Here is a 23,772-nt window from a genome sequence, read left to right as displayed (position 1 = left end):
CTTGACGCATCGGATCAGGCGCCGGTCGGAACCGTGATCTCGCCGCTGATGACCTTGTTCTTGTATTCGTCGATCTGGGTCTTGATGTCGTCGATCTTGCCGCCGGTGACGGAGTAGTCGACGCCGCCCGCCTTCAGGTCGTAGACGGTGACGCCCGCCTTGACCGTGCCGGCGGTGAAGTTCTTGATGAAGTCGAAGACCGCGACGTCGACCTTCTTCAGCATCGAGGTGATGATGACGTCGGCGACGGTCGGGTCCGCGGTCTTGGCCTGGTCGGAGTCGACGCCGATGGCCAGGCCGCCCGCGGCCTTGGCGGCCTCGAAGACGCCCGCGCCGGAACCGCCCGCGGCCTGGTAGACCACGTCGGCGCCCGCGTCGAACATGCCCTCGGCGGCCGTCTTGCCCTTGGCCGGGTCACCGAAGCCGGAGAAGTCCGGGGGCTGGGTGAGGTACTTCTTCTGGACGGTGATGTCCGGCTTGACGGCCTTGGCGCCGGCCTCGAAGCCCGCCTCGAACTTGTGGATCAGGGGCACGTCCACGCCGCCCACGAAGCCCACGTTGTTCTTGGTGGACTTGAGCGCCGCGGCCACGCCGACCAGGAACGAGCCCTGCTCCTCGGCGAAGACCAGGTTGGAGATGTTGGGGCCCTCGGCGGCGTCGTCCACGATGGCGAACTTGACCTCGGGGAACTCCTTGGCGACCTTCGTGATCGCGGCGGAGTAGGCGAAGCCGACGGCGATGACGGGGTTGAAGCCGCCGGTCGCGAGCAGGCGCAGGCGCTCCTCCTTCTGCGCGTCGGTCTCGCCGTTGGCGGCCTCGAGCTCGTTGACCTCGACGCCGAGTTCGGCCTTGGCCTTGTCCAGGCCGGCCGCGGCGGAGTCGTTGAACGACTGGTCACCACGCCCGCCGATGTCGTACGCGAGGCCGACCTTCGCCGTGGCGGCGGCGGGGGCGGAGGACGAGCCCGGGGCGGCGCTGGGGGCCGCTTCGGTCTCGCCGCCGCCACAGGCGGCTACTGCCAACAGCATGGCGCCCGCCGCGGTACCGGCGATGAGCCTGCCAAAACGATTGCGGAGCAAGGTGAACTCCCCTTCCGTGACGTCCAACTTCCGTCGCACGCGCGAAAGGAACGCACGGCAACCCTGCACGGAAGATAGTTGTTTGACCTGCAACCACCAAATGGTCACACAAGTCCGCAACAGGTCCGTTATGCAGCTCAGTCCTGCCTGTGACCAGGTCAACCGGTCCGGATCTTGATCGTTCCGTCCGCGGGCTCGCCGAAGAAGGGGTTCCCGGCGCGGAACGACTCGTCACCGCGCCGGGACAGGGAGATGAACGTCACATGGCCGCGAGCGCGGTGGTGGCCATCACCTTGACGCCGATTCCGATGGCCTGCTCGTCGATGTCGAACTTGGGGTGGTGGATGTCGTTGACGATCCCCGCGCCGGCGGGCTGCACGCCCAGCCGGGCCAGCGCGCCGGGCACCGACTCGATGTACCAGGAGAAGTCCTCGCCGCCCAGGCTCTGCGGGGTGGGCACGGCGGCGCTCTCGCCGATGAACTTGCTCACCGCGTCGTTGAGCATCTGGATGCTCTTGGCCTCGTTCACCGTGGCGGGGGTGCCCCGGCGGTAGTCCAGCTCCACGTCCAGCCCGTACGGCGCGGCGACCTGGTCCACCAGGGACTTGATCAGGTCCGGCGCGGTGTGCCAGGCGTCCTCGTCGAGGGAGCGCACGCTGCCCTGGGCGTACCCGACGTCGGGGATGGTGTTGAAGGCGGAGCCGGCCGAGATCTGGCCCCAGACCAGGCTGAGGCTGGAGCGCGGGTCCACCCGGCGGGACAGCACGGCGGGCACCTCGGTGACGATCTTGCTGAGCGCGAAGACCAGGTCCACGGTCAGGTGCGGGCGGGCGGTGTGGCCGCCGGGACCGGACACCTTGATCTGCACGTTGTCGCAGGAGCCGGTGATCGCACCGGTGCGCAGGCCGACCTTGCCCACCTCGATGCGCGGGTCGCAGTGGACCGCGAAGATGCGGTCGACCCCGGACAGGCCGCCCTCCTTGACGACCTCCAGGGCGCCGCCCGCGATCTCCTCGGCCGGCTGGAAGATCAGCCGGACCCGGCCGGGCAGCGTACCCGCCTCGGCCTGGGTCTGGAGGAACAGCCCGGCCCCGAGCACGATCGCGGTGTGCGCGTCGTGCCCGCACGCGTGACAGGCGTGCGGATACACCGACCGGTACGGAACGTCCTTCTCATCCTCGATCGGCAGCGCGTCGATGTCCGCGCGCAGGGCGATGAGCGGCCCGTCGCCCCGGCCGATGTCCGCCCACAGGCCGGTGCCCCGGGCGAGGGGCCGGGGGTTGAGCCCGGCCTCCTTCAGCCGCTGGGCGATCGCCTCGGTGGTGCGGTGCTCGTTGAAGGCGGTCTCCGGGTGGGCGTGCAGGTCACGCCGGAACTCGATCAGTTCCTCGTCGTGCTTGACGAGGAACTGGGTCAACTGCCCGGCGAGCTCGGTCCCCTCCGCGAGCGAGGTTGTCACTGGCGTTCCCTTTCACGTTCCTATGTGGTCAGACGGTTCGCGGGAGGAGTGCCGGCCGGCTGTCACGAACCGGTTCTCGGCGAATTCGGTGATGGTGGCGTCCACGACGTCTTCGAGGGTGCCGCCCCCGGCGCGAACGGCCCGCTGGCGCTCGCTGGAACTGCCCTGCTCCAGGACGTCGGTCAGCACCGCCAGCTCGTCCGCGCAGCCGAGCCGGTCGGCGACGGGTTCCAGCTCGCGCTGGAGCTCGTAGAGCATGTCCCGCATCGGCGCGGTGGAGCCGCGGTCGTCGGTGATGACGGTGGCGTCGAGGCCGTACCGGGTGGCGCGCCACTTGTTGTCCCTGACCACCCAGGTGGCCGGGTGGGGGAGCGTGTACCCTCGGTCGAGCTGCTGGTCGAACAGCTGCACGAGACACTGCGACAGCGCGGTCACCATCCCGACCTCCCGCAAGGTCGGAATGCCGTCGAACATCCTGATCTCGATCGTGCCGAAGTCGGGGTGCGGTCGGATGTCCCACCACACCTCTTTGATGCTCTTGATGGTGCCGGCACGCACCAGGGTGTCCATGTACTCCTCGAACTCCGCCCAATCCGCCAGCAGATGCGGCGGTCCAGCCGTGGGCAGTGCACCAAAAACGATGGCCCGGCTGGAGGCTAGCCCGGTGTCTTGGCCGCCCCAGTACGGGCTGGAGGTCGTCAGCGCCAGGAAATGCGGCAGGTAGGCCGCAAGTGCGTTGACTATAGGAATGACTTTATCTCTTTCCCGCACTCCCACGTGGACATGTACGCCAAATGTTTGGATGCGCCGCGCCAGCCACTGCAGTTCCACGACCAGCTCCGCGTAGCGCTGCATGGGCGCGTACTCGGCGTCCTGCCATTCGCTGATGGCGTGTGTCCCCGTGCAGGCCAGCGCCATGCCCCGGGATTCGACCACGGGCCGTAACCGCTGGATGCTCTTCTCCAGATCCTGTACGGCTTCCGCCGCCGTGTGGCAGATGTCGGTGACGATCTCGATCTGCGACTGCATGAGTTCGTGCATGGCCTTCGGCCGGGCGCCTTCGCTCAGGTCGGGCACGGCGGCGAGCACGTGGCGCGCGTCCTGGCGGAGGTGCCGTGTGCGCGTGTCGACGAGCTGAAGCTCCCATTCGACGCCGAGTGTGGCGCCGCGGGACGGATTAAACTCAATCGCCACAACTACCTCCATAGTCCATCGTCTCAGGCGCTGTCACTCGGCGTGGCAAAAATCGGCCATCCCGAATCCCCCACCGTGAGCAGTCCCGTTCAGAGCATGGTCACTCACGGGCCAAGATCCGCCAATAGGCCCCAAACAATCACACTTCGCCAACGCCCTTGCGGCGTACGGCCTTCCGTGCCCGAGTCCCAGTAGGGTCGGCGTGTCGCGATGCGTACGGCTGCGAGCTTTGGGGGATGTGTCCGCACATGCGAATAGGGACAAGCGCCCTCGGGGTCGCGGTACTGACGACTGCCCTGGTCGGGGCGGGGCAAACGGGAGCGCACGCCGACACGATCGGCGGCGAGCGGCTGGCCGGGACCGGCCTGATCGTGCCGGACGGGGTGAAAGAGCCCCCCAAAAGTGAGGCCAAGTCCTATGTGATCGCCGACGCCGACACCGGGCAGGTGCTGGCCGCCAAGAACCCGCACGGGCGCTTCCTGCCCGCGAGCACGCTCAAGGCGCTGACCGCGGTCACCCTGATCCCCAAACTGAACAAGAACAAGCGGGTCAAGCCGAGCCGGGAGGCCTGCAACATCGAGGGCAGCGCGGTCGGGCTGGTGCCCAAGCCGATCTACCAGGTGGACGACCTGTTCCGGGCCCTGCTGATGGTCTCGGGCAACGACGCCGCGCACGCGCTGGCCGAGGCCAACGGGGGCGTGCCGGTCACGCTGGCCGCGATGAACGCGGAGGCCAGGCGCCTGCAGGCCAACGACACGGTGGCCAAAACCCCCAGCGGCCTGGACGAACCCGGCCAGAGCAGCTCCGCCTACGACCTGGCGCTGATCGCCCGCGCCGGCCTCAAACTGCCCACGTTCAAGGACTACATCTCCACCAAGACCGCCAACTTCCCGGCGCCCAAGGGCTACTACCAGATCGGCAACCACAACAAGCTGCTGTGGACCTACGACGGCATGGTCGGCGTGAAGAACGGCTGGACCTCCAAGGCCCTGGGCAGCTTCGTGGGCGCGGCCACCCGGGACGGCCACACCGTGATCGTCTCGGTCATGCGCCATGAGGGCTCCTTCTGGAAGGAGGTGGCCGAGCTGCTCGACTGGGGCTTCGCCAACCGCGGCAAGGTCGCCCCGGTCGGCGCCCTGGTGGACCCGCTGCCCGAGCGCAAGCCCACCTCACGCGCGATGAAGCCGATCAGCCCCACGCCGATCCCGGCCGCGGACGTCTCCGCCACCACCGCCCAGCCCGGCGCCGCTCCGCTGGCCGCCACCTTCGTGCTGGCCGCCGGCCTGATCGCCGGCGTCGTCTGGATCGGGTACGGCGTGCGCCGCCGCGCCCGCCGCCGTCAGTGGTAGTCAGTGGTAGTCAGTAGTTCTCCACCAGCGGCGCCGGAGTGGGCTCCGGAGGCGGCCCGAAGGTGGCCGTGGCCGTCCAGGCCGCCGCGTAGAGGATCACCCGGGCCGACAGGTTGATCCAGACCAGCAGTCCCACGATGACCGCGAACGTGCCGTACACCGGGTTGCTGAGGGTGTGCGAGAGCAGCAGCGTCGCCACCTGTTTGAGCACGCCGAAGACGACCGCGCCGAGCACCGCGCCCTTGACCACCACCGAGAACGGCTGCGCCGGCTTCGGCTTGGCCATCCAGCCCAGCAGCACCAGGAAGAGCAGCACGTCGGCGGCGAGGCTGACCAGCAGGCCCACCACGGCCACGCTGAACGTGCCGAGGCCTGAGTGCTCCAGGCCGAACCAGCCGGCCACCGTGGTGGTGGCGCCGCCCGCGAAACCGGCGATCAGCACCGACGCGATCATGATCACGCCGACCAGGACCAGCGCGACCAGGTCCCTGAGCTTGAGCAGGAAGAAGTTGAGCTGCGGCTCCGTGCTCATCCAGATTCTGTGGAAGGCCACCCGGAGGGCGTCCACCGAGCCGAGCCCGGCGTAGAGCAGGCCGATGAGGCCGATCAGCCCGGCGTTCACCCGGGCGGAGGCGAGCTGGTCCAGGTTGAGCTGGTCCGCCAGGCCGGGCAGCTGCGTGGAGATGGCGTCGGTGATCGTCTGCCTGGCCTCGGGGTTCAGCCAGCCGAACGCCACCACGTACCCGAACAGGGCGAAGACGAGCGCGATGAGGGGGAAGAAGGAGAGGAACGCGAAGTAGCTGACCGAGCCGGCCAGGTGGTCGCCCGACTGGATCTGGTACCGCTGCACGGTCCTGATCAGATGGTCCGCCCAGGCGAACCGGATCCGGACGCGTTCGGTCAGGTCGCGCCCGCGCGCCTTGATCGAGTCGATGAGCTGGCTGACGCGCGCGATCACAGGCTGTCTCTACCCGCGAAGGCGCGCGCCTCACCAGGCCTACGGGGTCGGCAGCAGCCCGATGTTCTCGCGGACGTGGGCCATCGTCTCGGCCGCGACCGCGCGCGCCTTGGCCGCGCCGACGGCGAGCATGCGGTCCAGCTCGGCCTCGTCGCCCAGCAGCTTCTCGGTCCGCTCCCGGATCGGCGCGAACACCTCCACCACGGCCTCGGCCACGTCCTTCTTGAAGGTGCCGTAACCCTGGCCCGCGTACCTGGCCTCCAGCTCGGGCACCGGCACGCCGGTCACCGCGGACTGGATGCGCAGCAGGTTGCTGACGCCCGGCTTGTTCTCCTCGTCCATGACCACGTCGCTGCCGGTGTCGGTGACCGCGCGCATGACCTTCTTGCGCAGCGGGCCCGGCTGCTCCAGCACGTCCAGGATGCCCTGCGGGCTGGAGGAGGACTTGGACATCTTCGCCGTCGGGTCCTGCAGGTCGGTGATCTTCTCGACCTCTTTCAGGATGTACGGGCTGGGCACCGTGAACGTGGGCCCGAACCGGTGGTTGAAGCGCTGCGCGAGGTCGCGGGAGAGCTCCAGGTGCTGCTTCTGGTCGGCGCCCACCGGGACCTGGTCGGCCTGGTAGAGCAGGATGTCGGCGGCCTGCAGGATCGGGTAGGTGAACAGCCCGACACTGGTGGAGCCCTCGCCGACCTTGGCGGACTTGTCCTTGAACTGCGTCATCCGGCCGGCTTCCCCCATGCCGGTCTGGCAGATCAGGATCCAGGCCAGTTCGGCGTGCTCCCGCACGTGGCTCTGCACGAAGACGGCCGAGCGCTCCGGGTCCAGGCCGGAGGCGAACAGCTGCGCCGCGGCCAGCCTGGTCCGGGTGCGCAGCTCGGCGGCGCTCGGGTTCACGGTGAGCGCGTGCAGGTCCACGACCATGTAGAACGCGTCGTGCGTGTCCTGCAGCGCGACCCACTGACGCACCGCGCCCAGATAGTTGCCGAGGTGGAACGAGTCGGCGGTGGGCTGGATGCCGGACAGTACGCGAGGACGGGCCATAACTCCCGATTCTGGCAGGAGAGCGGGACCACGCGCGACTTGAATCACCGAGCCTCGGACGGCGGCGGCTTGGGCGTGACCAGAACCCGGGAGACGCGGCGGCCGTCCATCTCGGTGACGGTGAGCCCGGCGCCCGGACTGTCCACCGAATCGCCCACCTGCGGCAGGTGGCCGAGCACGGCCATGACGTAGCCGCCGAGCGTCTCGTACGGCCCTTCGGGCAGGCGGATGCCGGTCTCGTCGGCGAAGTCGACCAGCCGGACCAGGCCCTCGACCTCGATGTCCCCGGCGATCCTGCGGACCGGCTGGTCGTCCTCGTCGTACTCGTCGCGGATGTCGCCGATGAGTTCCTCGACCAGGTCCTCCAGGGTGATGATGCCGGCGGTGCCGCCGTACTCGTCGACCACGATGGCCAGGTGGTGGCCCTCGTCGCGCATCTCGGAGAGGGTGATCAGCACCCGTTTGGTGCCGGGCAGCAGCTTGACCGGGCGGATCGGGACCACTTCGCTGATCGGGTCGATCCGGCCGGTGAGCACCGGATCCAGCAGGTCACGCACGTGCACGAAGCCCAGCACGTCGTCGTAGGAGCCCCGGAACACCGGAAACCGCGAGTACGGCATGCTCGCCGCCAGCACCGCCGCCTCGGCCAGGGGTGTGTCCGCGGCCATGAACTCGACCTCGGTCCTGGGCAGCATGACCTCGCGGAGCTGGCGTTTGCCGGCCGCGAAGACCTCGCCGATGAGGTGCCGCTCGTCGGTGGTGAGCTCGGTGTGGCCGACCACCATGTCGCGCAGTTCCTCGGTGGACATCTTCTCCCGGTCGGCCTGCGGGTTGCCGCCGAGCAGCCGTACCACGCCGTCGGTGGACTTGGAGAGCGCCCAGATGATCGGGCGGGACAGCGCGGCCACCCGGTCCAGGAAGGGGGCGATCACCAGAGACAGGCCTTCGGCGCGCTGGCGGGCCAGGCGTTTGGGGGCCAGTTCGCCCAGCACCAGCGAGGCGTACGAGATGGCCAGGGTGACCAGCACGAGGGCGACCACCGGGGCGGCCTGGGCGGTGAGGCCCCAGTCTTCGAGCACGGGGGCCAGTTCGCCGCTGAGCCGGTCGGCGCCGAACGCGGCCGACAGCATGGTGGCGACGGTCACCCCGATCTGCACGGCGGACAGGAACCGGTTGGGGTCGCGGGCCAGTTTGGCCACCCGGGCGCCGCGCCGGCCGAGCGTGGCCAGGCGGCGGACCTGGCTCTCCCGGAGGGAGACCATGGCCATCTCGGCGGCGGCGAAGAAGCCTCCGATCAGAATGAAGATCAGAACGATGGCGATGTTCGCGAGGAGACTGTTCACTGGGTTCCCGCCCGGGGCCGACACAATGATCTGCCAGCGTACTCGGCTAGGCTAGTCGTACAGATTCAAACAAGAATGAACAGGATCAAACGTGAAGCTACTGGTGACCGGGGGTGCCGGTTATATCGGGAGCGTCGTGGCGGCCCAGCTGGTGGAGGCCGGGCACGCGGTGACCGTGCTGGACGACCTCTCCACCGGCCACGCCGACGCGGTCCCCGCGGGCGCGGCCTTCGTCGAGGGGTCGATCACCGAGCCGGGCGACCTGACCGGCTTCGACGCCGTGCTGCACTTCGCCGCCAAGTCCCTGGTCGGCGAGTCGGTCCAGCAGCCGGGCCGCTACTGGGCCAACAACCTCGGCGGCACCCTCACCCTGCTCGACGCCATGCGCGGCGCGGGCGTCGGCCGCATCGTCTTCTCCTCCACCGCCTCCGTGTACGGCGAGCCCGAGCGCACCCCCGTCCGCGAGACCGACCCCACCCGCCCCGGCAACCCGTACGGCGCGTCCAAACTGGCCGTCGACACCGCCCTCACCACCTTCGCCGGCCTGTACGGCCTGGCCGCCGTCAGCCTGCGCTACTTCAACGTGGCCGGCGCGTACGGACCCTTCCGGGAGCGCCACTCCCCCGAGACGCACCTCATCCCCAACGTCCTCAAGGTCGCCCGGGGCGAACGCGACGCCATCAGCCTCTTCGGCGACGACTACCCCACCCCGGACGGCACCTGCGTCCGCGACTACGTGCACGTGGCCGACCTGGCCCGGGCGCACCTGCTGGCCCTGGACGCCTGCACGCCCGGCCGGCACCGCATCTACAACCTGGGCAACGGCACCGGCTTCTCCAACCAGGAGGTCCTCGACGTCTGCCGCGAGGTGACCGGGCACCCGATCCCGGCCGAGGTGGCGCCCAGGCGGGCCGGCGACCCGGCCGTGCTGGTGGCCTCCTCCGAGCTGATCCAGCGTGAGCTGGGCTGGAAGCCGGAGCACACGACGCTGCGGGGCATCGTCGAGGACGCCTGGGCGGCACTTCAGTAATTGCCCGGATTCAATCCGTGAAATGTGATGAGATTTCATCATGAGGGAAGTGCTTCCCGCGCTGGGCCTGGTCGCTCTCATCGTGCTGGGCAGTCTCATCGCCGCCGCCGGTGTGGTGTTCGCCACCGGCGGCCCGGGACCCGAGGCCTCGGTGGAGTGTCCCCTCTAGCGGGACACCGCGGCGAGCCGGAGATGCGCCTGGTTGTTGGCCGGGTGGCGGTCGCCCAGGCCGCGTGAGTGGACCGTGGCCTGGGTGCGGACCGGGCGGGCCGGCGCGCGGAAGGCCAGCTCGACATGGGCCGAGGCGCCCGACCTGATCGGCGGCAGCGCGCAGCCGACGAGGTCCTGGCGGAGCTTGCAGCGCGCGCCGGAACCGGTCAGGAAACGCGCCCGGCCGGACTGCACGTAGACGTACGCGTCCCGGACCTCCTGCGGGCCCCGGTTGCGGACGACGGCGTCCACCGCGTACTCCTCGCCGGGGCGGGCGGCGCGGCGGGCCGGGGCCAGGCGCATGGCCAGGTCGGCGCCCTCGTCGACCTTGACGTCGGAGTCGGCGCGGTTGTTCCGCTCGTCGCCGTCGATCACCTCGGAGACGAGGGTGGCGTAGGCGTGGAGCGGGCCGGTGGCGCTGGGCCGTACCAGGCCGGTGATGGTGACCCCGCCGCTACCGCCGGTCAGGATGTCCCGCGGCGAACGGCAGACGACCTCGTTGTAGCCGCGTCCGGGCAGGCACTCCGCCACGTCCACGCTCATGATCTCGACCTCGCGCGGGATGCGCACGGTGAGCACCGGCAGCACCGCGTCGCCCGGTCCTGTGTTGCCGACCGTGACCCGGTAGGTGATCGGCTGCCCTGGCTGCGCCAGCGGCGGGAATGACTCGATCTTCACGGTGAGATCGGCTCCGCCCATCTCCTCGGCGTGCGCGGGCGGCGCCGCGACCCCCGTGAGCAGGCAAACGAATGCGGCAACAACCCAACGACCCATGCGGCTCCCCCGAACGCTCAGGAACCAATTCAAACCCGGCCGGTCGGCGGGGATCGGCGTGACACGCCGGGAATCAGCAGGCCAGCCGCTCGGGGGTGTCCGTCTCGGGGGTGAAGGCCACCTTGCCGAAGAAGCGGCGCATCAGGGCTTTGGCGGAGCCGCTCTCGTACAGGTCCAGGATGGCCTGGCGGACCGGCTCGCAGGTACGGGTGTCCCCGCGGGGCAGCCCGACCGCGTACCGCATCCCGCCCAGGCCCAGGCCGACCACCCGGAACTTGAGAGTGGCCTCCCGGTTGGCGAACCCGGCCAGGATCAGGTCGTCGCCGGGAACCGCGTCCACCACGCCGTCCTTGAGCAGGTTCATGCAGTCGCCGTAGTTGTCCGCGGGGACCGGTGTCATCTTCACCCGGGCCAGGATCTGGTCGTTGCTGGGGCTGCCGGTACGGGCGCACATGCGCTTGCCGGCCAGGTCGGCCTCGGTGGTGATGCCGGCGTCCTCCCGTACCAGCACGTCGGTCTTGGCCTCGTAGTACGGCCCGGCGAAGGTGACCTCGTCGGTCTTGAAGTCGTCGTAGGAGTAGGTGGCCACGACCAGGTCCACCTCGCCCCGCTTCAGCGCGTCCGCGCGGGTGAAGCGGGAGACGGACTTGAACGTGATGCCGCGCGCGGGCACGCCGAGCTTGTCGGCGATGAACTTGGCCACCTCGACCTCGAAGCCGCGGGGGGCGCTCTCGTCGCCGAAGGCCACGCCGGGCAGGTCGGTTCTGACCCCGATGACCAGCCGGCCGGTGGCGGCGGCCTTGTCGAAGACCGAGGCGTACCGGGACGGCGTGGGGGTGGCCGTGGTGATCCCCGGCGTCGGGCTGGGGGGCAAGGTGGGCGGCGGCTCCCCGATGGGCATGAACTGGGTGGCGGCCACCACGCCGCCGATCACCAGGACCGCGCAGGCCACCGCCAGTCCGGCCGGTAGCCAGCGCCGCCCTCCTGATCGGGATTTTTCCGGCTTCGGCACGTACTGGGTGCGCTGGACGGGCACCTGCTCGAACTCCATCGTGGCCGGCGGAGCCTGGTCGGGCCCGGCGAGCAGGCGGGACAGGATCTCGTCGGCCGTCGGCCGGTCCGCGGCGGCCTTGCGCAGGCAGGACCGCACCACCCCGCGCAGCGGCTCGGGCAGCCCGCTGACATCGATGTCGTGGTTGAGAATCCGGTTCAGCACGGCCGCGATGGACGACCCGCCGAAGGCGACCTGGCCGGTCGCCGCGTACGCCATGGTCGCGCCCCAGGCGAACACGTCGGTGCCCGGGCCGATCTCGTCCCCGGAGATCTGCTCGGGGGCCATGTAGGCCGGTGTGCCGACCGCCCTGCTGGTGATCGTCCCGGTCGAGTCGATGATCCGGGCGATGCCGAAGTCCACCACCCGGGGGCCGTCCGCGGCCAGCAGCACGTTGTCCGGCTTGAAGTCCCGGTGCACGATCCCGGCCTGGTGGATGGCGGTGAGCGCGGTGGCGGTACCGATCGCGAGCTGCTCCAGCGCCTCCCCGCGCAGCGGCCCGCCCGACTCCACCGCGTGCCGCAGCGACTGTCCCTCGATGTACTCACTCGCGATGTACGGCGTGTCGCCCTGCAGATCGGCGGCGATCACCCGGGCCGTACGCACGCTGGAGACGCGCTGCGCGGCCCGTAACTCGCGGGCGAACCGGGACCTGGCGATGGCGTCCCCGGTGAACTTGACGTGCAGGAGCTTGATCGCGGCCCGCTCCCCGGCCTCGTTCTGGCCGAGGTAGACGATCCCCTGGCCGCCCTCGCCCAGCTGCCCGGACAGCGTGAAGGGCCCGAGCTGCTTGGGATCCCCCGGCCCGAGCGGAACGATCATCTGGTCCCCATGATTCGGCGAACTACTGACCAGCAGCACTTTACGACCCAGAGGCGGCAAGGTGATCCCCCGCGCACAAAAGGCCACCCAAGGGCGGCCTTTTGTGCGAAACGGGTTTCTATCCAGCCATCTTTCAGACGGGGTCGGGCACCATGACCGACCCGATCAGCGTGGCCATCGTCTCCAGCCGGGCGATCTGCTCGTCGTCCAGGGGCGGCGCCGTCTCGCCGTTCCTGGCGGGCATCGCGTGGTCGGCGATGACCTGCTCGGGCCCGGGCGGCGTGAACATGAAGAGCATCCGCGCGGCGTGCATGCGCTTGTTCTGGAAGCTGTGCCGGATGCCCCGCGGAACGTGGATGAAGTCGCCCGCCGAGGCGGTGAACCAGTGGTCGCCGTCCAGGAACTCCAGCTCGCCGTCGAGGATGTAGAAGGTCTCCTCCGTTTCGGGGTGGATGTGCGCGGGCGGCCCGCCGCCCGCCGGCACGGTGGCCTCGATGAGGCCGAAGCCGCCGTTGGTCTGCGCGCCCGTCGCCTTGATCGTGTAGATGTCGCCCACGGCCCACACCGTCGGGCCCTGCCCGGACGGCACGTAGAGGGAGCCGCGGGTGGTGTACCGGGGATCCTCGGGGGTCTGGAAGGGAAGGCTCACGCCAAGCTCCTGGTCGTGTCAGAAGGTAAGTTTCGGGAGGTCGGGGAAACAGGCTGTCGTTCCCCCCAGAACACCCGCAAGAAGGCAGTTTTCTGTGCCGTAGTACCAAGGAGAGAACTCACATGGCCGAAAGCGCCGAAATCGTCGAATCGGAGGAGTCCTGCGCCGCGCTCCGGAGCATCCTGTCCCGGGTGGGCGAGAAGTGGGCCCCCGTGGTGATGACGGAGCTGGTCACCGAGCCGCGCCGATTCAACGAGCTACGCCGGCGGCTGGCGCCCATCACCCAGCGCATGCTCACGGCCACCCTGCGCGGCCTGGAGTCCGACGGGCTGATCACCCGCACCGTGCACCCCACCGTCCCCCCTCAGGTCGAGTACGGCCTCACCGACGCCGGGCGTGAGCTGCTGGCCATCCTCAGCGGGGTCGCGCGCTGGACCGACCGGCACCTCGACGCCATCCACACCGCCCGGCAGGCGTCTCGTGGCCGCTGACCAGGCATTTTTTGACAGACTGAATCTGGATGTCTAGTGTCCAGGTTGTGCGTACGGGCAAGGGCGTCGAGTGGGCGATGCACACGCTGCTCAATCTGGCTTGGTCGGGGGACGGGGAGCCGGTGGCCACCGCTCAGCTGGCCGCCGGGCACGACCTGTCGGTGACGTACCTGAACAAGCAGCTCCAGCAGCTGGTCAGGGCCGGGTTGCTGGAGTCGGTGCCGGGCGCGCGGGGCGGGTTCCGCCTGGCCCGCCCGCTGGCGGCGATATCGGTGCTGGACGTGGTGCTCGCCATCGAGGGGGACGCCCCCCTCTTCCGCTGCACCGAGATCCGGCGCTGCGGCACCATCGGGCGGCGCTGTCCCGAGGCCAGCTTCGCCGAGCCGTGCGCGGTCAAGACCGCCATGGCGCGGGCCGAGGCGGCCTGGCGGCAGGCGCTGGCCGAGCAGAGCCTCGCCGACGTGCTCGGCGCGGCCGACGCGCACGCTCCCGGCGTGGCGGCACACGTCCGCCAGGCGCTCGGGCGCGACTGATCCTTCTCCCCCGCGGCACGCCGCGCGTCTTTTCCGGAGGTGAACATGGATAAGGGATATCCAGATTACGGGTTATCAGCCTGGCGGAGCGGAAGCCGAGTGGCCGCCGTGACGCAGACGACCATCCCGGCGGGCGACAGGGGCCCCGCCGGCCATGATCACCCGCTTCTCCGGTAAGGAATTCGAACCCCCGATGGATCTGAAACTCGAACTCATCATGCTGCCCGTGTCCGACGTCGACCGGGCCAAGGACTTCTACGCGGCGGCGGGATTCCGTGTGGACCTCGACAAGGCCGTCAGCCAGACCTGGCGCGCGGTGCACCTCACCCCGCCCGGCTCCGAGACCTCGATCATGTTCGGTACGGGCATCACCGCCGCCGTCCCCGGCTCGGTCCAGGGCCTCTACCTCATCGTCTCCGACATCGAGCGGGCCCACGCGGAACTCGTCGGCCGGGGCGTCGCGGTGAGCGAGATCTTCCATGACGGCGGCGGCGTCTTCTACCACGGCCACGAGGACGGCGAGGTCACCCACCACGCCGGCGGCCAGGAACGCAAGCCCGCCCCGCACCCCGACCGCGCCGACTACGGCTCCTACGCCACCTTCAGCGACCCGGACGGCAACGGCTGGGTGCTCCAGGAGGTCAAGGAGCGCGCCCCCGGCCGCTGACCCAAACGAAACGGCCCCTACCTGCCGAGGTAGGGGCCGTTCTCACGGGTCAGGCGGACATCTTCTTCTTGAGGTTCTCGTCCAGCGCGGCGAGGAAGTCCTGGGTGGTCAGCCACTCGGCGTCGCCGCCGACCAGGAGCGACAGGTCCTTGGTCATCTGGCCGCCCTCGACGGTCTCCACGCAGACCTGCTCCAGCTTCTCCGCGAAGTCGATCACCTCGGGCTGGTTGTCCAGCTTGCCGCGGTGCTGCAGGCCGCGGGTCCAGGCGAAGATGGAGGCGATCGGGTTGGTGGAGGTGGGCTTGCCCTGCTGGTGCTGGCGGTAGTGCCGGGTCACCGTGCCGTGCGCGGCCTCGGCCTCCACGGTCTGGCCGTCCGGGGTCATCAGCACCGAGGTCATCAGGCCGAGCGAGCCGAAGCCCTGCGCCACCACGTCGGACTGCACGTCGCCGTCGTAGTTCTTGCAGGCCCAGACGTAGCCGCCCTCCCACTTGAGCGCCGCGGCCACCATGTCGTCGATCAGGCGGTGCTCGTACGTGATGCCGGCGGCCTCGAAGTCGGCCTTGAACTCCGACTCGAACACCTCCGCGAAGATGTCCTTGAACCGGCCGTCGTACGCCTTGAGGATCGTGTTCTTGGTGGACAGGTAGACCGGGAAGTTGCGGTCCAGGCCGTACCGGAAGGAGGCGCGGGCGAAGTCGCGGATGGACTCGTCCAGGTTGTACATGGCCAGGGCCACGCCGCCGCCGGGGAAGTCGAACACGTCCAGCTCGATCGGCTGGCTGCCGTCGCTGGGGGTGAAGGTCAGGGTGAGCGCGCCCTCGCCGGGGATCTTGATGTCGGTGGCGCGGTACTGGTCGCCGAAGGCGTGACGGCCGACCACGATCGGCTTGGTCCAGCCGGGGACCAGGCGCGGCACGTTGGACATGATGATCGGCTCGCGGAAGATGACGCCGCCGAGGATGTTGCGGATCGTCCCGTTCGGGGAGCGCCACATCTTCTTCAGGCCGAACTCCTCGACCCGGGCCTCGTCCGGCGTGATGGTCGCGCACTTGACGCCGACGCCGTACTGCTTGATGGCGTGGGCGGCGTCGATGGTGACCTGGTCGTCGGTGGCGTCGCGGTGCTCGATGCCGAGGTCGTAGTACTTGAGATCGACGTCCAGGTAGGGCAAGATCAGCTGGTCCTTGATGAACTGCCAGATGATCCGGGTCATCTCGTCGCCGTCAAGCTCGACGACCGGGCCCGCTACCTTGATCTTGGGCATGCGTGGGGTTCCCCTTCTGAACGAACACAATCCTGCTGCGGCAGTCCTTTTTGCGGTGCCGTTGAGGCTATCGAACCGGCGTGACCGGTCCGCGACTAGGTCGCGTGAAACTTGATGGCGAAGGCGAGTGACCCCGCCACAAGCAGGAATCCGAACACGGCGAGGGTGAGCACGTCCGCCTTCCTGCTGCGAATGGCCAGCGCCCCGGTGCTCCGCCCCGGCACCACGAGCCGCAGCCCGGCGCCCGCCAGCATGGCGACGCCCATGACCATGGCTCCGGTGGTGGCGGCGAAACCGAGGGCGATCAGCCCAAGACCGACGGCCGCACCCGCTGCCACCAGCAGGTACGGCCACCAGGGGGTCTTCTCACCGTTCGTCAATCGGGGTCCACTTCTGGTCGCGCTCGCCGATGTACTCGCTGTCCGGGCGGATCAGCCGGTTGTCGGCGTGCTGCTCGATCACGTGCGCGGTCCACCCGGCCATCCGGCTGACCGAGAAGACCGGCGTGAACAAATCAGTTGGAATCCCAAGGTAGTGGTAAACGGTCGCGGCGAAGAAGTCGACATTGGGGTAGAGGCCCTTCTCGGCGAGCACGACCTCCTCCATCTCCTTGGACATCCGGTAGTACGTGTCATCCCCGGACGCCTCGCCCAGCTCACGCGACATCTCACGCAGATGCGTGGCCCGCGGGTCCTCCACCTTGTAGACCCGGTGCCCGAAGCCCATGATCTTCTCGTGCGCCGCCAGCTTGTCCCGTACGGCCTGGGCCACACCGCTGGGGTCGATGCTCTCCAGCGTCCGCATGACCTGCTCGTTGGCGCCGCCGTGCAGGGGACCCTTGAGGGTGCCGATCGCGGCCACCACGGCGGAGTGCATGTCCGACAGGGTCGCCGCGCAGACCCGGGCGGCGAACGTGGACGCGTTCATGGTGTGGTCGGCGTGGAGCACCAGGCACTCGTCGAAGATCTCCACTTCCCGCGCGGACGGCATGCGCCCGGTGATCTGGAGCAGGAAGTTGGCCGCGATGCTCAGGTCCGGGTCCGGTTCGGCGATCTCCGTACCGGTTCTGGAGGCGTGGTAGCGGGCGACGAGGAGCGGCTGCTGGGCGGTGAGTCTGGCCGCCTTGCGCAGGTTCGCGTCCGCGGCGTTGGAGTCCTTGTCCGGATCGTCGGCGCTGGCCAGGGACACCAGCGTGCGCAGGGCCTCCATCGGCTCCTGCTTCTCGGCGATCTCGGCCACATTGGCCTGGACCAGGTTGCCCAGGCTCCGCCCACGGACCAATTCGTCACCGTATACGGCGAGTTGCTCCCTGTTGGGAAGTTTTCCGTGCTGGAGCAGGTGGGCGGTTTCTTCGAAGGTGGTGCGGCCGGCCAGATCGTGGATGTCGTAGCCACGATAGAAGAGCCGACCCGCCTTGCCGTCGATGTCGCTCAGCGCTGTGGACGCGGCGACGACATCTGCGAGGCCTTTGGTGGGCTTGTCCGCCATAAGTGTTTCCTCCACTTATCTACGCTGGAAGTCTACCTGTGAGCAGGTAAAGGGCTTTGCAGAGGTCCAAACCAATTTCCCGCTGGATTCTCCGTTGGGCAAAGGCGATTCCCCATCCCCACGTTTGGGTAAGCCGGAGGTGTAGTGAAAGTAACGGCGGGCTACCTGGGGAGGAACTGCCGTGGAGGGGCCGTTCATACGGATCGAGGACACCGGCGAGGTGGTGCCCTTGCGCCCCGAGATCACCACGATCGGCCGGGGCCGAGGGGCCGACATCCGGCTGACGGATCCGAGCGTGTCACGACTGCACGCCGAATTCGTCCGCCGCGGGCCGTACCTGTATGTCGTTGACCTGGGCCTGTCCAGGAACGGCACGCGGGTGAACGGCAGGCCGATCGCCCGGAGGGTGCTCGATGACGGCGACGTCGTGTCGTTCGGCGCCGCCAGGGCCAGAGTCGGCGGGGTGCCCCGCGAGGACATCGCGCCCGAGGTCGAGCTGCGGCGGGCCGCCGCGCCCGAGCTCACCCGGCGCGAGGTCGACGTGCTCACCTCGTTATGCCGCCCGGCGCTCTCGGACGAGGCGTTCGTGGCTCCGGCCACCGCCCGCGAGATAGCCGACGACCTGGTGGTGACCGAGGCCGCGGTCAAGCAGCACCTGCTCCGGCTCTACCAGAAGTTCCGCATCCCGGAGGGCACCAACCGGCGCACCCGCCTCGCCAACGAGGTCGTCGCGCTGGGTCTGGTCCGGCCGACCCCGGTGGTCCCGCCGCAGCGGGCGACCGAGTCGGCAGGCCCGGGAGCAGCGCCCGCGCAGCCCGCGGCGGGAGCCGCGAGCCGGCGGGCGAGCTGACGTCCTCCTGCCGGCGGACGAGCTGACGTCCGGCGCGCAGCGGGCTTCTAGCGTGTCGAGGCGGCCGCCCGTTCCGCCGCCTCGACGACGTTGGTGAGCAGCAGCGCACGCGTCATCGGCCCCACCCCGCCGGGGTTGGGCGCCACGTAACCGGCGACCTCGCTGACGTCGAGGGCCACGTCACCGGCGATCTTGCCGTCCACCCGGGACACGCCCACGTCGAGCACCGCGGCGCCGGGCTTCACCATGTCCGCGGTGATCAGGCCGGGCACGCCCGCCGCGGCCACCACGATGTCGGCGTTGCGCACGTGGAAGGCCAGGTCGCGGGTGCCGGTGTGGCACAGGGTGACGGTGGCGTTCTCGGACCGCCGGGTGAGCAGCAGGCCGAGCGGGCGGCCGACCGTGATGCCCCGGCCGACCACGACCACCTCGGCGCCGTTGATGGGCACGCCGTACTCGCGGAGCAGGTGGACGATGCCGTTCGGGGTGCACGGCAGCGGGGCCTCCACCATGTGGACCAGCCGGCCCAGGTTGACCGGGTGCAGGCCGTCCGCGTCCTTGGCCGGGGCGACCCGCTCCAGCAGGGCCATCGTGTCGAGGTGGCGCGGCAGCGGCAGCTGGACCAGGTAGCCGTCGCAAGCCGGGTCGGCGTTGAGCTCGTCGATCACGGCTTCCACGTCGGCCTGGGTGGCGTCGCCGGGCAGCTCGCGGCCGATGGAGGTGATGCCGACCTCGGCGCAGTCCCGGTGCTTGCTGGCCACGTAGATGCGGCTGGCGGGGTCGTCGCCGACCAGGATGGTGCCCAGGCCGGCCGTGACGCCCTGCTCGGCGAGCTTGCCGACCCGCCGGGCCAGGTCGAGTTTGATCTTCGCGGCGGTGGCCTTGCCGTCCAGGATTTGTGCCGTCATGGTGCCCCCTCGTGTGGCTGTGTACGTCTGGTGGCTTGCGTCTAGTGGAAGAAGTGCCGCGTGCCGGTGAAGTAGAGCGTCACCCCGGCGGCCTCGGCGGCGGCGATGACCTCTTCGTCCCTGATCGAGCCACCGGGTTCCACGATCGCCGTCACCCCGGCGTCGATCAACACCTGCAGACCGTCCGCGAACGGGAAGAAGGCGTCCGAGGCGCCCACCGAGCCCGCCGCGCGGTCGCCCGCGCGGGAGACCGCCAGCCGGGCCGAGTCCACCCGGTTGACCTGGCCCATGCCCACCCCGACCGAGGCGCCGCCCGAAGCCAGCAGGATCGCGTTGGACTTGACCGAGCGGCAGGCCCGCCAGGCGAACTCCAGGTCGGCCAGGACCTCGGGTGAGGCGGCGGGTCCGGCCTTGAGCTCCCAGTTCTCCGGCCGGTCCCCGTCGGCCTGGAACCGGTCGGCGCGCTGCACCAGCAGGCCGCCGTCGATGCGGCGGAACTCGGCCGGGTTGGCCGGCTCCTGCGGGCAGGCCAGCACGCGCAGGTTCTTCTTGCCGGTCAGCACGGGCAGCGCGTCCTCGGCGTACGACGGCGCGATCACGACCTCGGTGAAGATGGGCGCGATCTGCTCGGCCAGCTCGCGGGTCACCTCGCGGTTGACCGCGATCACCCCGCCGTAGGCGGAGACCGGGTCGCAGGCGTGGGCCTTGCGGTGCGCCTCGACCACGTCGTCGGCGACCGCGATGCCGCAGGGGTTGGCGTGTTTGATGATCGCCACGGCCGGGTCCGCGAAGTCCCAGGCGGCCCGCCAGGCGGCGTCGGCGTCCACGTAGTTGTTGTAGGACATCTCCTTGCCGTGCAGCTGCTCGGCGTTGGCCAGGCCGGTGGTCTGGCCGCTGTACAGCGCAGCCTGCTGGTGAGGGTTCTCACCGTACCTGAGGGTCGCGCGGTGCCGCCAGGACGCGGCCATGAAGGCCGGCCAGGACTGCTCCGCCGCGTAGACGTTGGCGAACCAGGAGGCGACCTCGATGTCGTAGGAGGCCGTGTGCGCGTACGCCCGCGCGGCCAGCCGGCGCCGGTCGGTCAGCGTGAAGCCGCCCTCGGACAGCGCGGTCAGCACGTCCGGGTAGGCGGCCGGGTCGGTGACCACGGCGACCGTGCTGTGGTTCTTGGCGGCGGCGCGGATCATGGCCGGGCCGCCGATGTCGATCTGCTCGACGCAGTCCGCGTCCGAGGCGCCCGACTCGACCGTCTCGCGGAACGGGTACAGGTTGACCACGGCCAGCTGGAACGGCTCGATCTCCAGCTCCTCCAGCTGCTTGACGTGGGACGGCTTGGAGCCGTCGGCCAGCAGGCCCGCGTGCACCCGCGGGTGCAGGGTCTTGACCCGGCCGTCCAGGCACTCGGGGAAGCCGGTGAGGGACTCCACCTTGGTGACCGGGATGCCGAAGGACGCGATCGCGGCAGCGGTCCCGCCGGTGGAGACGATCTCCACGCCGCTCGCCTCCAGGCCGCGCGCCAGCTGCTCGAGCCCGCTCTTGTCGTAAACCGCGATCAACGCGCGCCGGATGGCGATTCTGGTCACGGATGCTCCTCCTGTTTTGATTCCACCCGGGTTATCAGGAACCGGGTCATTTCTCCGCGCGGCCGAACCGGACGTGCCGGCCCTCCGCGTGCCAGCCCTCGCGGGCCATCCGGCCCACGACCTCCACCAGCAGCCGGCGTTCCACCGTTTTGATGCGTTCGTGCAGCGCGTCCTCGTCGTCCCCGTCCCGTACGGCCACCGCCTCCTGGGCGATCACCGGCCCGGTGTCCACGCCCGCGTCGACCAGGTGCACGGTGCAGCCGGTCACGCGCACGCCGTACGCCAACGCGTCGCGGACGGCATGAGCGCCCGGGAAAGCGGGCAGCAGGGCAGGGTGGGTGTTGACGACCGGCCAGGCGTCCAGCACGCTCGGACCGAGAATCTTCATGAACCCGGCGGAGACCACCAGATCCGGCTTGTGCTCGGCGATGCGCGCGGCCAGCGCGGCGTCCCAGGCCACACGGGTGTCGTGGTCGGCCACCCGGGTGACGAACGTCGGGATGGCGGCGCGCCGCGCGCGGGCCAGGCCCTCGATGTCGTCGCGGTCGGCTCCGACGGCGACCACGGCGGCGCCGAAGGCGTCATCTGCCGCGGCGTCCAGCAGGGCTTGTAGGTTGGTCCCCGAACCCGAGACGAGGACCACGAGCCGGGAAGACAGGACGGGCTCCTAACGGCGAGTGCACGTGCGGGAGCACGTGGATGCGGTAAACGGGTGCGGGAAAAGGGTATCGGGCGAGGAGAACGTGACTACACCGCTGCAAGTGTCGACGCCGGAACTGGGCGGGCGCAGGGCGCTCACTCTGGCCCTGATGGCACTGATCTTCACATTCATGCTGCCCGCCGCGGGCTTGGCCCTGTCGGTCTTCGGGTTCGTGGTCGGCGTACGGGACGTGCGCCTGCTGGGACGGGCCAAACAGCGCACCGGGATGGCCATCAGCGCCATCGTGATCTCCGTGATCGCGTTCGTGCTGGGGGCGGTGACCACGCTCGTGCAGGTGTACTTCTCGGCCGAGCTCACCGCGTACACGGAATGCCGGAAGGGGGCCGGGACGGTCACCGCCCAGCAGGAGTGCACGGGGGCGCTGAAGCGCGCCCTGGAGAGCAAGCTGGGCGTGCCGTGGCCCGCGGACATGCCGCTGCCCGGCTGAGTCTCAGTCCTCTTTCTCCCAGGGGTCCACGTAGATGATGTGACCGCCTCGGTCGTCGGTCTCGTCGATGATGTCGTCGCGGCCGGGGCGTACGGGCTCGGAGCGCTTGCGGGGGAACGCGTCGGTGTCGCCGTGTTCGTCCGACCAGTCGTCCTTGATGACCGGGATGGGCATCGTGTCGGACTCGGTGGCGTCCATCCAGTGGCCGGGCAGCGGCTTGGCCGGTTTGACCTTCTTGGCGACCTTGCCCACGACCTTCTTGATCGGGGCCGCCGGGGAGCGGGACATCAGCCACCAGTTGGACAGGCCCGCCGAGATGCCGGCGGCCACGCCGACCTCCAGCGTCACCGACAGCGCCACCTCCCACGGCGAGGGCCCGACCGCGGACAGGCGGTCGCCGCCCAGCGGCCCGCCCGACAGCGCGGCCAGCACCCCGGCCACGCCGCCCGTGGTCAGACCGCAGACGAACCCCCACAGCGGAGCCGTCTCCAGCGACGGAGTCGGGGCGATCCTGGCCACCACCGCACCCGCCACCGTGCCCGCCGCGAACGGCACCGCGATCACCGCCATCAGCCACGGCGGCGCGGGCCCCGACTCGGGCAGCGCGCCCAGCAGCGGCAGTGTCGGGAGGGTGCTCAGCTTCACCCCGGTCGGCGCGACCAGCGTGCCCGCGCCGATCGCGAACCCCGGTCCGGCGATGTACGACATGCCCCAGATGACGGCGTTGAAGAGGTAGAGCCCCTCGACCAGGAGCAGCAGCAGCCCGCCCACGAAACCGGGGCTCAGCACCTCCGACAGCTTCTGGATCTCGCCGAAGTTGACCACGATCGAGCCCAGCACCAGCACCAGGCCCGCGGCCAGCATCATCGACATGGCCACCGCCGTGCCGACCACCACCGACCTCGGCCGCTCCGGCAGCAGCCGCAGCATCGACCGCCACGGCCCGATCGTGCGGGCCACCGCCACCGAACCGGCCAGGAACGCCAGCAGGAAGTGGCTGACCAGCGCCTCCCCCAGGAACGGCTGGGTCACATCGTTCTCGGCCACCAGCGCGATCATGCCCGCCAGCAGCGCGTACGGCGCGGCCAGCGAGATGCCCGCCCGCGCGATCAGCACGAACTGGGCCCGGCGGCGGGCGTTGGCCAGATCCTTCGGCGTGCCCTTGGGCAGCCGCGCGGGCATGCGCAGCCGCAGGTCGGCGTCCCTGGCCATCCACAGGCCCGCCCGGTAGAGCAGCGTGCCCGGCAGGATCATCAGGCCCAGCGGGAGCAGCCCCACCCGGCCCCCCGGGATGGCGAAGCCCGCGTGGTGCGCCGCCAGCCAGAGCTGGCACGCCGTGCGGAACACGCCGGGCAGGCCCTGCCCGAACGCGCTGCGCGGTGCGGCGATCCACCCGATCAGCGTCAGGGTGGTCAGCACGGCCAGCCCCACGCCGAGCGTCAGCGCCGCCGCCAGCATGCCCGAGACCGGGAGCGGGCGCCGGTCCTCGTCACCGAAGACGGCCCTGGGGACAGTCCGAATCTGGTCAAGAAGCGCCGTCACAGTACCCGATGTTCTCAAGCTCCGACGCTCACGTGTTCGCGCCGCGCCGTAGCCTCCGTCCCGTTTGCCCAAGATCCAGTACGGCTGTCTCGCCAAGAGAACACAAAGACGCCCGGCGTTTCACCGGGCGTCTCCGTGATTTCAGCCGCTGTTCAGCGCGCCTGCATGACCTCGCGCATGAGGCGGGCGGTCTCGCTGGGGGTCTTGCCGACCCGGACGCCGACCTTCTCCAAGGCTTCCTTCTTGGCCTGCGCGGTCCCGGCCGAGCCGGACACGATCGCGCCCGCGTGGCCCATCGTCTTGCCCTCCGGCGCGGTGAACCCCGCCACATAG

General features: G+C 69.9%; 24 protein-coding genes and 1 pseudogene. 8 read left to right on the top strand and 17 right to left on the bottom strand.

Annotated elements, in window-relative coordinates; genetic code table 11:
* Positions 1-14: 14 nt before the first annotated feature.
* The 3 genes from Aph01nite_RS01265 to Aph01nite_RS01255 all read right to left on the bottom strand — a co-directional run bounded on the left by Aph01nite_RS01265 (position 15) and on the right by Aph01nite_RS01255 (position 3,732).
* Positions 15-1,028 (bottom strand): BMP family lipoprotein, encoded by a 1,014-nt coding sequence (locus tag Aph01nite_RS01265; protein WP_239161305.1) that lies wholly within the window; start codon positions 1,026-1,028, stop codon positions 15-17.
* A 310-nt stretch (positions 1,029-1,338) separates the two neighbouring features.
* The gene (locus Aph01nite_RS01260; RefSeq protein ID WP_204038820.1) at positions 1,339-2,538 is read right to left on the bottom strand and encodes an amidohydrolase; all 1,200 of its coding nucleotides are present in this window, start codon (positions 2,536-2,538) and stop codon (positions 1,339-1,341) included.
* Positions 2,539-2,550: 12 nt separating this feature from the next.
* A complete protein-coding gene (locus Aph01nite_RS01255) occupies positions 2,551-3,732 on the bottom strand; it encodes a glutamate--cysteine ligase (RefSeq protein WP_204038819.1) in 1,182 nt (393 codons plus the stop codon).
* A 248-nt stretch (positions 3,733-3,980) separates the two neighbouring features.
* Here Aph01nite_RS01255 and Aph01nite_RS01250 point away from each other — a divergent pair, with 248 nt between their 5' ends.
* Positions 3,981-5,081, top strand: coding sequence for a D-alanyl-D-alanine carboxypeptidase family protein (locus Aph01nite_RS01250; protein ID WP_204038818.1), 1,101 nt, complete (start codon positions 3,981-3,983; stop codon positions 5,079-5,081).
* A gap of 10 nt (positions 5,082-5,091) precedes the next feature.
* On the opposite strand, the gene Aph01nite_RS01245 is transcribed toward Aph01nite_RS01250, so the two are convergent.
* From Aph01nite_RS01245 to Aph01nite_RS01235, 3 genes are read right to left on the bottom strand one after another with little or no spacing between them, the layout of a single operon-like run.
* A complete protein-coding gene (locus Aph01nite_RS01245) occupies positions 5,092-6,039 on the bottom strand; it encodes a YihY/virulence factor BrkB family protein (protein ID WP_239161304.1) in 948 nt (315 codons plus the stop codon).
* A gap of 39 nt (positions 6,040-6,078) precedes the next feature.
* A complete protein-coding gene (gene trpS, locus Aph01nite_RS01240; RefSeq protein WP_204038817.1) occupies positions 6,079-7,083 on the bottom strand; it encodes a tryptophan--tRNA ligase in 1,005 nt (334 codons plus the stop codon).
* A gap of 44 nt (positions 7,084-7,127) precedes the next feature.
* Entirely contained in the window at positions 7,128-8,426 is a 1,299-nt protein-coding gene (locus Aph01nite_RS01235; protein WP_204038816.1) for a hemolysin family protein, read from the bottom strand.
* 91 nt (positions 8,427-8,517) lie between these two features.
* Here Aph01nite_RS01235 and galE point away from each other — a divergent pair, with 91 nt between their 5' ends.
* Positions 8,518-9,456, top strand: coding sequence for a UDP-glucose 4-epimerase GalE (gene galE, locus Aph01nite_RS01230; RefSeq protein WP_204038815.1), 939 nt, complete (start codon positions 8,518-8,520; stop codon positions 9,454-9,456).
* Between the two features lie 40 nt (positions 9,457-9,496).
* Positions 9,497-9,625, top strand: a complete 129-nt coding sequence (locus tag Aph01nite_RS41970; RefSeq protein ID WP_275418221.1) for a hypothetical protein — start codon at positions 9,497-9,499, stop codon at positions 9,623-9,625.
* Here the strand turns inward: Aph01nite_RS41970 and Aph01nite_RS01225 are convergent.
* The 3 genes from Aph01nite_RS01225 to Aph01nite_RS01215 all read right to left on the bottom strand — a co-directional run bounded on the left by Aph01nite_RS01225 (position 9,622) and on the right by Aph01nite_RS01215 (position 12,962).
* Entirely contained in the window at positions 9,622-10,440 is an 819-nt protein-coding gene (locus Aph01nite_RS01225; RefSeq protein WP_204038814.1) for a COG1361 family protein, read from the bottom strand. The two genes, Aph01nite_RS41970 and Aph01nite_RS01225, sit on opposite strands and share 4 nt — an antisense overlap.
* Before the next feature lie 73 nt (positions 10,441-10,513).
* Positions 10,514-12,313, bottom strand: a complete 1,800-nt coding sequence (locus Aph01nite_RS01220; RefSeq protein WP_204038813.1) for a serine/threonine-protein kinase — start codon at positions 12,311-12,313, stop codon at positions 10,514-10,516.
* Between the two features lie 133 nt (positions 12,314-12,446).
* A complete protein-coding gene (locus Aph01nite_RS01215) occupies positions 12,447-12,962 on the bottom strand; it encodes a cupin domain-containing protein (RefSeq protein WP_204038812.1) in 516 nt (171 codons plus the stop codon).
* A 122-nt stretch (positions 12,963-13,084) separates the two neighbouring features.
* On the opposite strand from Aph01nite_RS01215, the gene Aph01nite_RS01210 reads away from it, so the two are divergent.
* The 3 genes from Aph01nite_RS01210 (at position 13,085) to Aph01nite_RS01200 (ending at position 14,653) form a co-directional block, all read left to right on the top strand.
* A complete protein-coding gene (locus Aph01nite_RS01210; protein WP_204038811.1) occupies positions 13,085-13,453 on the top strand; it encodes a winged helix-turn-helix transcriptional regulator in 369 nt (122 codons plus the stop codon).
* A 29-nt stretch (positions 13,454-13,482) separates the two neighbouring features.
* The gene (locus Aph01nite_RS01205; protein WP_204038810.1) at positions 13,483-13,986 is read left to right on the top strand and encodes an RrF2 family transcriptional regulator; all 504 of its coding nucleotides are present in this window, start codon (positions 13,483-13,485) and stop codon (positions 13,984-13,986) included.
* 193 nt (positions 13,987-14,179) lie between these two features.
* The gene (locus Aph01nite_RS01200) at positions 14,180-14,653 is read left to right on the top strand and encodes a VOC family protein (RefSeq protein ID WP_204038809.1); all 474 of its coding nucleotides are present in this window, start codon (positions 14,180-14,182) and stop codon (positions 14,651-14,653) included.
* Positions 14,654-14,702: 49 nt separating this feature from the next.
* On the opposite strand, the gene Aph01nite_RS01195 is transcribed toward Aph01nite_RS01200, so the two are convergent.
* From Aph01nite_RS01195 to Aph01nite_RS01185, 3 genes are all read right to left on the bottom strand, one after another.
* On the bottom strand, positions 14,703-15,920 hold the full coding sequence (locus Aph01nite_RS01195; RefSeq protein WP_204038808.1) for an NADP-dependent isocitrate dehydrogenase: 1,218 nt from the start codon (positions 15,918-15,920) through the stop codon (positions 14,703-14,705).
* 95 nt (positions 15,921-16,015) lie between these two features.
* Complete coding sequence (locus Aph01nite_RS01190; protein ID WP_204038807.1) at positions 16,016-16,300, bottom strand: DUF3017 domain-containing protein; 285 nt, start codon at positions 16,298-16,300, stop codon at positions 16,016-16,018.
* Positions 16,287-17,423: a citrate/2-methylcitrate synthase gene (locus tag Aph01nite_RS01185; protein ID WP_239161303.1), complete on the bottom strand. Its 1,137-nt coding sequence runs from the start codon at positions 17,421-17,423 to the stop codon at positions 16,287-16,289. Before Aph01nite_RS01185 ends, Aph01nite_RS01190 begins: the two co-directional genes overlap by 14 nt.
* Positions 17,424-17,589: 166 nt before the next feature.
* Between Aph01nite_RS01185 and Aph01nite_RS01180 the strand changes: the two genes are divergently transcribed.
* A complete protein-coding gene (locus tag Aph01nite_RS01180; protein WP_204038806.1) occupies positions 17,590-18,258 on the top strand; it encodes an FHA domain-containing protein in 669 nt (222 codons plus the stop codon).
* 47 nt (positions 18,259-18,305) lie between these two features.
* On the opposite strand, the gene Aph01nite_RS01175 is transcribed toward Aph01nite_RS01180, so the two are convergent.
* The 3 genes from Aph01nite_RS01175 to purN are packed head-to-tail and all read right to left on the bottom strand — an operon-like array spanning position 18,306 to position 21,407.
* On the bottom strand, positions 18,306-19,166 hold the full coding sequence (locus Aph01nite_RS01175) for a bifunctional methylenetetrahydrofolate dehydrogenase/methenyltetrahydrofolate cyclohydrolase (protein ID WP_204038805.1): 861 nt from the start codon (positions 19,164-19,166) through the stop codon (positions 18,306-18,308).
* A gap of 41 nt (positions 19,167-19,207) precedes the next feature.
* On the bottom strand, positions 19,208-20,749 hold the full coding sequence (gene purH / locus Aph01nite_RS01170) for a bifunctional phosphoribosylaminoimidazolecarboxamide formyltransferase/IMP cyclohydrolase (protein WP_204038804.1): 1,542 nt from the start codon (positions 20,747-20,749) through the stop codon (positions 19,208-19,210).
* 46 nt (positions 20,750-20,795) lie between these two features.
* Positions 20,796-21,407, bottom strand: coding sequence for a phosphoribosylglycinamide formyltransferase (gene purN, locus Aph01nite_RS01165; protein WP_204038976.1), 612 nt, complete (start codon positions 21,405-21,407; stop codon positions 20,796-20,798).
* A gap of 85 nt (positions 21,408-21,492) precedes the next feature.
* Between purN and Aph01nite_RS01160 the strand changes: the two genes are divergently transcribed.
* The gene (locus Aph01nite_RS01160) at positions 21,493-21,897 is read left to right on the top strand and encodes a hypothetical protein (RefSeq protein WP_204038803.1); all 405 of its coding nucleotides are present in this window, start codon (positions 21,493-21,495) and stop codon (positions 21,895-21,897) included.
* A gap of 3 nt (positions 21,898-21,900) precedes the next feature.
* Here the strand turns inward: Aph01nite_RS01160 and Aph01nite_RS01155 are convergent, their stop codons facing one another.
* Positions 21,901-23,439: a cell division protein PerM gene (locus Aph01nite_RS01155; protein WP_204038802.1), complete on the bottom strand. Its 1,539-nt coding sequence runs from the start codon at positions 23,437-23,439 to the stop codon at positions 21,901-21,903.
* 152 nt (positions 23,440-23,591) lie between these two features.
* Positions 23,592-23,772, bottom strand: a pseudogene (locus tag Aph01nite_RS01150) (succinate--CoA ligase subunit alpha); the annotation flags it as partial.

Source organism: Acrocarpospora phusangensis (assembly GCF_016862995.1).
Classification (GTDB): Bacteria; Actinomycetota; Actinomycetes; order Streptosporangiales; family Streptosporangiaceae; genus Acrocarpospora; species Acrocarpospora phusangensis.
The sequence above is the reverse complement of the archived record's forward strand: the minus strand, read 5'-3'. Positions and strand labels throughout refer to the sequence as shown.